The organism is Pseudoalteromonas sp. DL2-H2.2, from assembly GCF_021532535.1.
GTDB classification, from domain to species: Bacteria; Pseudomonadota; Gammaproteobacteria; order Enterobacterales; family Alteromonadaceae; genus Pseudoalteromonas; species Pseudoalteromonas rubra_A.
In genome coordinates this window covers 216,418-226,658 of sequence record NZ_JAKGBD010000006.1, presented here as the reverse complement: position 1 = coordinate 226,658, position 10,241 = coordinate 216,418, and the positions used below count along the sequence as shown (strand labels likewise).

Here is a 10,241-nt window from a genome sequence, read left to right as displayed (position 1 = left end):
GAATGTTCAGATCAGCGTTATTGATTAAGCTGCCTGCGAGTGGCGATGAGCAGCGCGCCCGTTAAACCGGCACCAATGGCCGCTTCCGCGATGGCAACATCCCAGGCACCGAGCCTGACCCAGGCAAGTGTGACCAGCAAGCCCATACTGATAAACAACAGAATTGCCTGAAATAAATCTTTGGCTGTCAGGCACAATAAGGCCGTCACGACGGCACCGCAGCCCAACAGCAGGTCGATAACTAACTCACCGTTTATCATACGTCTGCTCCTTACATTCGCGCCCCGGCTCATTGCCGCTTTGCTCGCTACTTGCTGGCCCTGTTTGACTGGCCAACAAATAGCAGGAAACTGCACCGGCCAGCATAACTGCAACCCAGATCACCAACAGCTGGATAGCATCTGCCACTTCACCAACTTGGGGGATCACGCCTAAAACAATAAACCCCAATCCCAAGTTATCGGCCTTGGTCAGGGCATGCAGTTTTGATAGTTCATCGGGAAAGCGCCATAAGCCAACGCAGCCTGCAACAAAAAAGAACACACCCAGTGTCACCATCACCAGACTATACCAGTCGAAAAGCGTCATGATTTAGTCTCTCCCATCTTCACCAGAATAACCGTTGCAGTTGGGGCCAGCAGAGCCAACACCAGTGCCACATTAAACAACGCGCTTTGCTGGTACACCACAGCAAGCAGTGCCAGAATGGCCACACCTATGGTGCCAAACAGCTGCAAAGAAAGTATCCGGTTAAGTTTGGAAGGACCCAACCAAAGGCGCCATAATCCACCTAGCAAGACCAGAGTTAAAAGTAAAATCGCTAGATTCAAATAGTCACTCATAATTGCTCCTTCAATGCTGGCACCGATTGTTTATCTATTTTTAAATCAAACAAATAGGCTATCTTTTGTTCACAGTCAATGACATCCCGGTAATTGCTTTCAGTCACCTCAAGCATATGGATCTGTAGTCGCTTTCCTTGCAGATGGGCACTCAAAGTACCCGGCAACAAACTGATCAGGTGTACAAACCACAACTGTGTATGCCCTAATGGTAGTTGTACCGAGTAAAAGACAGTGCCCGGACGCATTTCAATGCGCGGCGAAAACGCCAGGCGTGCGGTTTGTATTCCCCCTTTTAACGAGTTCAGCAGAAAATACGGCAACAGGCGCAACAAGCGACCATAATGCAGCTGGCCTGTTACAGGATTGCCATTATTCTCTGCTTTACTCGGTGTACTGTTAAAAAGACACATGCTCATCCAGACAGACACAGGCACAACGACAATGCCTACCACCCATGAGGACCACGCCCCTTTCGTGAGTAGCAACCAAAGTGCACTGAAGATCAATGCTCGGATAAGCAAGGTCCGTTTGTCTGAAGTGTGAGAATGTGTCTTTGAGTTCATACTGATTCGCTCACTCTGTTAGTGTTTGTATCTGACGTGGCCTGAGACGTTTTATTTCTGCCGCGCAGGTGCTTCTCAACCCCAACAATCAGGGAGATCAACCAACCACAGGCAATAACACGCAGCCAGGCTTCTAGCGAGATAGGCGCACTTTGGAACCAGTCATTCATCAGAGGCTGATAGGTAAACAAGAGCTGCAGCGCCATCATCCATGCGATACCAATCCAGATCCAGCGGTTTGAGAACATCCCGACTGAAAACACGGAGCGGTCCAGCGAGCGACAGTTAAACAGGTAGAATGCTTCGCCGACGACAAACATGGCAACCGCCACGGTTCTGGCTTGTGCTTCTGTTGCACCCCACATCAGCTCCAGCTCATACAGGCCAAAGGCTGTGATACACAATAACGACGACACCAACAAAATACGCCACATTAAGATCCTGTCTATGATGGGGGCGTCCGGGTCGTATGGAGGACGTTCCATAATGCCCTTTTCTCTGGGCTCAAACGCCAGCATCAGGCCGAGTAATATCGCGGTGGTCATGTTAACCCATAGAATATGTACGGGTAACAATGGTAAAGAGACACCCAAGAGTACGGCCAGCAAGATAACCAGGCCTTCCCCGCCGTTAGTCGGCAATGTCCAGACAATGAACTTTTTGAGATTATCGAAGACACCCCGGCCTTCCTCAACCGCGGCGCGCACAGTGGCAAAATTATCATCGGTCAGCATCATATCCGATGCATCTCTGGCCACTTCGGTTCCGTTGAGCGCCATGGCCACACCAATATCAGCTCGTCTGAGCGCTGGTGCATCATTTACCCCATCCCCCGTCATGGCCACTACATGGCCTTCAGCCTGGAGCGATTTTACCAGCTGTAACTTGTTCTCAGGGCTAACCCGTGCAAACACGTCATTGTTACTGGCAATGTCACTGAACTCATGCTCCGACAAATCCCCCAACTGATAGCCAGTGATGGTTTTACCCGCGCTTTGCGGCTGAATAATGCCAAGCTGTTTGGCGATACTGGTAGCGGTCAGGGCGTGGTCGCCGGTGATCATCTTGACCCGGATCCCTGCGCGGTGACAGGCTGCAACGGCCTCAATGGCTTCCGGACGAGGCGGATCTATCATTGCCTGCAAGCCGAGGAACACCAGCTCACCGGCCACATCTTCATGGCTCAGCGTGGTTTGCTCCTGGGAAGTCGCTTTGCAGGCAAAAGCAAGTACCCGCAGGCCTTTAGCGGCAAGGCGCTCCACTTGTTGTTCAACGGTTTCCTGATCAAGCGCAACACAAGCGCCCTGCTCATTGAGCATAAACTGACACTTGGGCAAAATACTCTCGATGGAGCCTTTCATATGGATTATGCGCGCGTCGTCAACGTCATCCAAAGTAGCCATATACTGATATTCAGATTGGAACGGGATGCAATCGACCCGTTTGGCGTTCAGGCTGCCTGAGGCCATATTGGCTTTATGTGCCGACACCAGTAATGCCGCCTCGGTCGGGTCGCCGCTAATGCGCCACTGTGCGTTTTGCGTATCCGGTGCCATAAGCTGAGCGTCATTACACAAAGCACCCGCTCTGAGCGTTGCATAGAGACCCGGCTGAGTGCTGGGGTCAACGGCCGCGCTCTGTAGCTCGGACTGTGGCATCTGAGCCTGGATTTCACCCTCTGGATCATACCCATTGCCAGATACCGCATAGAGCTGTCCGCCACTGTAGATTTGCTCTACCGTCATCTCGTTTTTGGTCAAGGTGCCCGTTTTATCAGAGCAGATAATAGTGGTGCTTCCCAGTGTTTCAACCGCAGGCAAGTTACGGATCACCGCTTTACGTTTCGCCATCCGCGAGACACCGATGGCCAGCATAATTGTAACCGCCGCAGGTAAGCCTTCGGGGATCGCGCCCACCGCTAAGGCAACTGCCGCCATAAAGGAATCAAGCAAAGGCTGACCATGCAAATATCCGATCAATAAGGTGATGGCTGCCAGGCCCACAATCGCGTACAGCAATACATGGCTGAATTGCTTGATGCGCTTGGTTAATGGAGTATCCAGTGTTGGCGTGGTTGCTATTAGCTCGGAGATTTTACCAATTTCGGTATTGTCGCCGGTCTCGGTGACAACCCCAACGCCGGTACCATAAACTACCAGTGTCGACGAAAACGCCATATTCTGGCGATCGCCCAGCAAGGCTTCTTTGGCGAGCACCTCAAGGTTTTTCTCGACAGGGACCGACTCGCCGGTCAATGCCGACTCATCAACCTGTAAGTCTCTGACCTTTACCAGGCGCATGTCCGCCGTCACTTTATCGCCTGCCTGCAGCAACACGATATCGCCGGGCACGAGTTGTTGGGAAGGAATGGTGGATTTTACCCCGTCGCGGATCACGGTTGCGGTTGATTTAATACTGCCCGACAAGGCATTGATGGCATTGATCGCTTTAGACTCTTGTACAAAGCCAATGATGGCGTTGAGTAGCACCACAGCGAAAATGACGATTGAGTCGACCCACTCCTGAAGAGCCAGCGTAACGACGACCGCAGAGAGTAGAATATAGACCAGGGGCTGATGGAACTGCAGGGCAAATCGCTTGAGTGGCCCATCGCCATCGTGTTTGGTAATGGCGTTCGGCCCAAACTGAGCTTGTTGCCTGTCGACCTGTTGCGGTGATAAGCCCCGCTCCGGGTTGGCCTCGAACTGCTTGAGTACTGCTTCTGAGTGTTGACTGTGCCAGTCTTTCAGATCTTGCATAAAACACCTCGGGAACTAGTTGTACTAAAACTATACTAGGGTGCTGCAACAATATGTAAAACTCGAATTATTAAACTTAAAAAGTCGAAAAATACGAACAATAAGTTTGGCATAGAGTTGATCTTTTGCCACTTTGGCGTCGTATTTCACTTAAATAAAGACGCCTTGGCTGCGTTAAAAATAGCCGCAATGGCCGGGTGTCGGATCTTACGCTCTGCCGAAATCGCATAAAACTTTTGTTTGACGTGCGGCAGCTCCCCAACCGGGCGCACGTGGAATGCGTCACACACATCTTTGGCAATCGTGCTGGGCATAAAAAATAGCCCCAGGCCAGACTGGCCAAACGATTTCATCAATGCGCTGTCGTCAAACTGGGCGACAATATTGGGATGAATATTATGATCGCTCAACCAAAAATCAAACTCTTTGCGAATTTCATGCTGCTGTGTCGGCAACAGCAAAGGCGCGTTATTCAATGACATAGGAAAGTTTTTGGCATACTGACGGGCCAGCGCCGGCGCGGCCAAAAAGGTGATACCACTTTCTCCGAGCAGGTGATTATAAGCCTTTACACTGAAAGCCCCCGTCACAGGCACATCACTTAAAACCAGGTCAACTTTATGTATCGCCAGGTCCGCCAGCATACTCTCAACAGGGCCTTCCAGGCTGGTCAACCGAATGTCCTGCTCAATGTGCATGGCCGGCTCAATGATCTTATGGACTATGGTTTTGGGCAAGACACTCGACGCCCCCACGATAAACTCCGCTGGCCCTACCGCACTGTTGCCTTTTAATACATCACTCAGCTCATTGCCCAGTTCAAAGATTTCGTCGGCATAACGCAATACGACTCTGCCGGTATCGGTTAAGCGCAACCCGCGCCCCTCTTTTTGCAGTAACTCGTTACCGACCCGCTCTTCGAGCAAAGACAACTGGCCACTGATGGTTTGCGGGGTAATATTAAGTTTGGCACTGGCTTTGGCGATACTGCCCTCATGGGCCACCGCCCAAAAATATTTTAAGTGTTTGTAGTTAATGACATCCTGCATGAGGCTTCCTCACCGTCAAAGACACTTCGAATAATCCGAACTGTAGTATATAGAACAAACGATTTCACTTAATTCTTTTCGATTGATAGGCTTGATCAGGTAGCACTTCATACTAAAGGCAACGTTTGAGTATGCCTAAAAGACAGGCGAGTGATAAAGCAATCAACGAGAGTAAAATATGTGGGTAGATGTGTTTTCATCCTATAGTGACACAACAGAAGCCGAGGATAATCATGTTGAGGCGCAAATAAGGCTAATGCTTGGCCGCTATGCGGGGCAAATAGACAAAGTCGAAGTTTACCTTTTAACCCATGAGGATATGGTACAAGCCAGTCCCCAATATCATTGCACCATACGGGTTGGACTGAAGGGCTTCCAGGCCATAGAAGTCAAAGAGGTGGCGGGTAAGGCGTCTGATGCGATAGATGCCTGCGCGCATCGTGCCAAGCGCTACGTAAAAAGAGCATTGCGGTTTGCGGGCTAAGCACAGTCAAATGATGGAAAAGAAAAAGGCCGCGAGTCTGAGACTTGCGGCCTTAATGTGGCGGAGAGATAGGGATTTGAACCCTAGATACGCTATTAACGTATGCCGGTTTTCAAGACCGGTGCTTTCAACCACTCAGCCATCTCTCCAAATCTAATTATCACTGCTCGCCGGTGAACTATCATGGGCAAGCCTGCGTAAAATAAAGTGGCGGAGAGATAGGGATTTGAACCCTAGATACGCTATTAACGTATGCCGGTTTTCAAGACCGGTGCTTTCAACCACTCAGCCATCTCTCCGCAGCGGGGCGAATATTAGAGAATCCCGGCCCCCTTGTGAAGCTTTTTTTTCGCTTTTTTGTTTAATTGGTTAAAATTCACTTGATTTGTACAAACATCGGACACATTGAAAGATTTTAGAGGCTAATTTCAGTAGTTAAAGAACTTTTACGGTGGTTTTAAGGTCTACTTACTCAGAAAGGTTTGCCGAGTGATTTAACTCTTGGTAATCTTGGCCTAGAATAATTTTCGGAACATTGTGTTTCTAATAAGGAGCTGAAAATGGCGTTCAATCATTCGTACACTGGCCAAAAAGTGGCTATGTCGACGGTCGAAACTAACAAGGTGCTTAAAAACACCTACTTCCTACTGGCAATGACACTGGCATTTAGTGCGATTACTGCTGCCATCTCTATGACTATGGCACTACCGCGCTTTACCGGTCTTGTCTGTTCATTAATTGCTTTTGGTCTTTTATTTGTTATCCAGAAAAAAGCGAATTCCAGCTCAGCGATTGGCTTGGTTTTCCTGTTCACAGGTTTACTTGGCTTTGGCTTAGGCCCACTGCTTAGTCATTATGCGGCGATGCCAAATGGTAGCCTACTGATTGCACAAGCGCTTGGCTCAACGGCGTTGGTGTTCTTTGGTTTGTCTGCTTACGCTTTAACAACTAAAAAAGACTTCTCTTTCATGGGCGGTTTCCTGGTTGTTGGTATGCTGGTCGTGATTGTATCGAGCCTGGTTAACTTGTTCATCGGCAGCTCAGTTGCTTTTATCGCGATTAACGCGGCGGTTGTATTGCTTATGTCTGGTTTTATCCTGTACGACACAAGCCGTATCGTTAACGGCGGTGAAACAAACTACATCCTGGCAACGGTCAGCCTGTACCTGAGCATCTATAACTTGTTCACAGCCATTCTTTCACTACTTGGCTCAAGTGATGACTAATCTGCTCAGTTTGCTAAAATAAGCCCCATTCGGGGCTTTTTTTATGAGTAACTTTTGAGCCAGTACGTACTTTCCCTGCACAGCGATGTCAGTAACCACGATGCGTTACAGCAGTTGCTGCGCTTTACCCAAGCTTTACAGGCACAAGAGCATCAAGTCGCTTGTATCTTCCTTTATCAGCAAGCCGTTTTGTTTGCCAGTCAGCATTTTAGTTTGGCCAGCGATGAACTTCAGCCAACACAGCTGTGGCAATCCCTGCATGACGCAGGTATTGCGCTAAAACTGTGCGTTACCGCGGCAGAAAAACATGGCCTGGACACCACCCAGTGTGGCCCTTTTGAGGTTGCCGGGTTGGCAGAGTTTGCCATGCTGGCAACGAAAGCGGATAAATGGGTGCAATTCAAATGAGTGAAAACATTCTGGTGATCAACCACACTGCTCCATTCGACGGCGCCCATATCCGTGAAGGATTAGACATGGCATTGATTTTTGCTGCGCTGGATCAGAATGTCTCCTGGCTTTTTAAGGGTCCTGCCGTGCTGGCCCTAAAACAAGGTAACGATGCATCCCAGTTAGGTATCAAGAACTACTTTAAACAGCTTAAAACGCTGGAGATCTATGATGTTGAGCAAGTTTATGTCTGCGCCCAAGCCATGCAGCGTTTCGCGCTCACTCCTGAAGCACTGAATATTGACGCCCAGGTCCTGACTTTGGAGGCGCAACAGGCATTACTCGCACAGCAAAGTAAGGTGGTCAGTTTATGAGCCTTCCTACATTACATATTTTTTCTAAGCCACTGAGCTACTATCATGATGTATTCAGTGCAAGCTTGCTCGCTGAGCAGGATGTGCTGCTGCTCACACGGGACGCCTGTTATGATCAGGCGGCGTGGCGCAAGCTTAGCGCCAACCGTACCTGTATGCTCAGTGTCTGTGCTCAGGCACGCGGGATCAGCGCGCAAGATAATATCGAACCGCTCAGCGACCAGCAGTGGGTCTTGCTGGTTGAGCAATGTCATAAAACTATTACGTGGTAACTATGCTCGTTTTTCAAGATAAACAGATCGAAACAGATAAAGAAGGCTACCTGCTCAATCATCAGGACTGGCATAAAGAGCTGGCGCCATTGCTGGCTCAGCAAGAGAATATAACGCTGACAGACGCCCACTGGGAAGTGGTCAACTTTGTGCGCGACTTTTACGAAGAATACAATACCAGCCCGGCCATTCGCATGCTGGTTAAGGCCATCGGGCAGAAGCTGGGTGAAGATAAAGGTAAAAGCATTTACCTCTATAAACTGTTTCCGAAAGGTCCGGCAAAACAGGCCACTAAAATAGCCGGCCTGCCAAAACCGGCTAAGTGTATCTAGGCTACCTTAGGCTTGTTGCTGTGTGGCATGCCACAGCACACTGATTTCATCAAGCGTGGCAGGGTCGTCAATGGTCGACGGGACTGTCATCGCTTCACCATCCACCAGCTGGCGTAGGTTTTTGCGTAATATCTTTCCCGAGCGTGTTTTTGGCAAACGCTCTACAACCAGAATTTGCTTCAGACAAGCAATTGCGCCTATTTTGCCCCGTACAGACTGAACAAGTGCTGCGCGCAGCTGCTCCTGGGTAAGATCCACACCATCTTTAAGCACCACCATAGCCACGGGCACCTGGCCTTTTAGCTCATCTTTCGCTGCAAATACGGCACACTCAGCCACGGCCTCATGCGCTGCAACCACCTCTTCCATCTCTCCGGTTGATAGGCGATGACCAGCTACGTTTATGACATCATCCGTGCGCCCCATAATGAACACATAGCCTTCTTCATCAAGGTAACCGCCGTCTCCGGACAGGTAATAGCCCGGAAATTCTGATAGGTACCCTTGTTTAAAGCGACGACTATTTTGCCAAATGTTGCTCAGGCATCCGGGCGGCAATGGAGTTTTAAGTGCAATAAGGCCTTGTTCGTTGGCGCAGCAGGGTTCACCGTCCGCATTCAGAACACTCAGCTGATACCCTGGTGTTGGCACAGATGCACTGCCCGCTTTGGTGGGCAATGGCGATAATCCCATTGGGTTTGCCGCTATAGGCCAGCCAGTCTCGGTTTGCCACCAGTGATCAATCACCGGCAGGCGCGTGACAGATTGTAGCCAGTCATAGGTTGCCGGGTCCAGACGCTCACCTGCGAGGAACAAGGTTTGCAATGAGCGAGTGTCATACTGAGCAAACAGTTTTCCGTCTGGGTCTTCTTTTTTAATGGCACGAAATGCAGTCGGTGCGCTGAACAGCGCATTCACCTGATATTCTTCGACCACCCGCCAAAATGCGCCTGCATCTGGCGTTCTGACAGGCTTACCTTCGTATAACAAAGTGGTACAGCCGAACAAGAGTGGCGCATAAACAATATAAGAGTGCCCCACGACCCAGCCTATATCTGACGCGGCCCAAAATACCTGCCCCGGTTTCATGCCGTACACGGTTTCCATACTGTAGTGCAATGCGACAGCATGGCCACCATGTTCACGTACAACACCTTTTGGGGTGCCAGTCGTACCTGAGGTATACAAAATATAAAGGGGGTGCGTTGCACTCAATGGCACAGCATCAACCTGTGGGGCCGCTGCAACCTGTTCGCACCAGTCAAGATCGCGCGGCGCAGACATGTGCGCGCGATATTGAGGGCGTTGCCAGACAATCGCATGCTCTATTTGATGCTCCGCCAGCTCTAACGCTTCGTCCAGCATGGGCTTGTATTCAATCACCCGGCCTATCTCAACGCCACAGGATGCGCTCAGCACCAGTTTAGGTTTCGCATCATCGATGCGTACGGCGAGTTCTTTGGGTGCAAAGCCGCCAAATACCACAGAATGGATCGCCCCGATCCGTGCACAGGCCAGCATGGCGATGACGGCTTGCGGGATCATGGGCATATAAATCACCACCCGATCGCCGGCTACCACGCCAAGATTGCTCATCGCGCCTGCAAATTGACTCACTTCCTGCAATAGTTGTGCATAGGTGTAGCTGTGTTTTTGCTCGGTCACGGGTGAGTCATAGATCAAAGCAATTTGATCCGCTCTGCCCTCATTGACCTGATGGTCAAGCGCCAAATAGCAGGTATTGAGTTTGCCATCTGCAAACCAATGGCTCAGTGATTCTTCATCAATGCTGACGCCTGTTTTAGGTGTGGTATGCCAGTTAAGGCGCCCAGCCTGGTTTAGCCAGAATGCCTCCGGGCTTTGCTCAAATTGTTCGTATGCCTGTTGATAGGCCTGATATGCGGTTGTTGTCATAATGATTTCCTGTTGGGCCGGGCTGCGCAGGTA

The 10,241-nt window shown here is 50.0% G+C and carries 13 protein-coding genes and 2 tRNA genes; 6 read left to right on the top strand and 9 right to left on the bottom strand.

The window, feature by feature from the left end; translation table 11 throughout:
- Nucleotides 1-17 precede the first annotated feature (17 nt).
- The 6 genes from L1285_RS12620 to nhaR all read right to left on the bottom strand — a co-directional run bounded on the left by L1285_RS12620 (nucleotide 18) and on the right by nhaR (nucleotide 5,216).
- Nucleotides 18-260, bottom strand: a complete 243-nt coding sequence (locus tag L1285_RS12620; protein ID WP_235412607.1) for a DUF4040 domain-containing protein — start codon at nucleotides 258-260, stop codon at nucleotides 18-20.
- Nucleotides 247-588 (bottom strand): cation:proton antiporter, encoded by a 342-nt coding sequence (locus L1285_RS12615; protein ID WP_235412606.1) that lies wholly within the window; start codon nucleotides 586-588, stop codon nucleotides 247-249. The genes L1285_RS12620 and L1285_RS12615 overlap by 14 nt, the downstream gene beginning before the upstream one ends.
- Complete coding sequence (locus tag L1285_RS12610; protein ID WP_235412605.1) at nucleotides 585-842, bottom strand: monovalent cation/H+ antiporter complex subunit F; 258 nt, start codon at nucleotides 840-842, stop codon at nucleotides 585-587. The genes L1285_RS12615 and L1285_RS12610 overlap by 4 nt, the downstream gene beginning before the upstream one ends.
- The gene (locus L1285_RS12605) at nucleotides 839-1,408 is read right to left on the bottom strand and encodes a Na+/H+ antiporter subunit E (protein WP_235412604.1); all 570 of its coding nucleotides are present in this window, start codon (nucleotides 1,406-1,408) and stop codon (nucleotides 839-841) included. The genes L1285_RS12610 and L1285_RS12605 overlap by 4 nt, the downstream gene beginning before the upstream one ends.
- Nucleotides 1,405-4,167 (bottom strand): cation-transporting P-type ATPase, encoded by a 2,763-nt coding sequence (locus tag L1285_RS12600; RefSeq protein WP_235412603.1) that lies wholly within the window; start codon nucleotides 4,165-4,167, stop codon nucleotides 1,405-1,407. Before L1285_RS12600 ends, L1285_RS12605 begins: the two co-directional genes overlap by 4 nt.
- A 146-nt stretch (nucleotides 4,168-4,313) precedes the next feature.
- The gene (gene nhaR, locus L1285_RS12595) at nucleotides 4,314-5,216 is read right to left on the bottom strand and encodes a transcriptional activator NhaR (protein WP_235412602.1); all 903 of its coding nucleotides are present in this window, start codon (nucleotides 5,214-5,216) and stop codon (nucleotides 4,314-4,316) included.
- 178 nt (nucleotides 5,217-5,394) lie between these two features.
- Between nhaR and L1285_RS12590 the strand changes: the two genes are divergently transcribed.
- Nucleotides 5,395-5,700 (top strand): HPF/RaiA family ribosome-associated protein, encoded by a 306-nt coding sequence (locus tag L1285_RS12590; RefSeq protein ID WP_235412601.1) that lies wholly within the window; start codon nucleotides 5,395-5,397, stop codon nucleotides 5,698-5,700.
- 58 nt (nucleotides 5,701-5,758) lie between these two features.
- Here L1285_RS12590 and L1285_RS12585 read toward each other — a convergent pair.
- Nucleotides 5,759-5,849 (bottom strand) — tRNA-Ser (locus L1285_RS12585).
- A gap of 59 nt (nucleotides 5,850-5,908) precedes the next feature.
- Nucleotides 5,909-5,999, bottom strand: a tRNA-Ser gene (locus tag L1285_RS12580).
- A gap of 261 nt (nucleotides 6,000-6,260) precedes the next feature.
- On the opposite strand from L1285_RS12580, the gene L1285_RS12575 reads away from it, so the two are divergent.
- The 5 genes from L1285_RS12575 to L1285_RS12555 are packed head-to-tail and all read left to right on the top strand — an operon-like array spanning nucleotide 6,261 to nucleotide 8,294.
- Nucleotides 6,261-6,926, top strand: coding sequence for a Bax inhibitor-1/YccA family protein (locus L1285_RS12575; protein WP_125721418.1), 666 nt, complete (start codon nucleotides 6,261-6,263; stop codon nucleotides 6,924-6,926).
- Between the two features lie 54 nt (nucleotides 6,927-6,980).
- The gene (locus L1285_RS12570) at nucleotides 6,981-7,334 is read left to right on the top strand and encodes a DsrE family protein (protein WP_235412600.1); all 354 of its coding nucleotides are present in this window, start codon (nucleotides 6,981-6,983) and stop codon (nucleotides 7,332-7,334) included.
- On the top strand, nucleotides 7,331-7,690 hold the full coding sequence (tusC, locus tag L1285_RS12565; protein WP_235412599.1) for a sulfurtransferase complex subunit TusC: 360 nt from the start codon (nucleotides 7,331-7,333) through the stop codon (nucleotides 7,688-7,690). The genes L1285_RS12570 and tusC overlap by 4 nt, the downstream gene beginning before the upstream one ends.
- Nucleotides 7,687-7,962, top strand: a complete 276-nt coding sequence (locus tag L1285_RS12560; protein WP_235412598.1) for a hypothetical protein — start codon at nucleotides 7,687-7,689, stop codon at nucleotides 7,960-7,962. The genes tusC and L1285_RS12560 overlap by 4 nt, the downstream gene beginning before the upstream one ends.
- A gap of 2 nt (nucleotides 7,963-7,964) precedes the next feature.
- Nucleotides 7,965-8,294: a TusE/DsrC/DsvC family sulfur relay protein gene (locus L1285_RS12555; protein ID WP_125721426.1), complete on the top strand. Its 330-nt coding sequence runs from the start codon at nucleotides 7,965-7,967 to the stop codon at nucleotides 8,292-8,294.
- A 6-nt stretch (nucleotides 8,295-8,300) separates the two neighbouring features.
- Here L1285_RS12555 and L1285_RS12550 read toward each other — a convergent pair whose 3' ends face one another.
- Nucleotides 8,301-10,208 carry a propionyl-CoA synthetase gene (locus L1285_RS12550; protein WP_235412597.1) on the bottom strand — a complete coding sequence of 636 codons (1,908 nt, stop codon included), beginning with the start codon at nucleotides 10,206-10,208 and terminating at the stop codon, nucleotides 8,301-8,303.
- Nucleotides 10,209-10,241 lie beyond the last annotated feature (33 nt).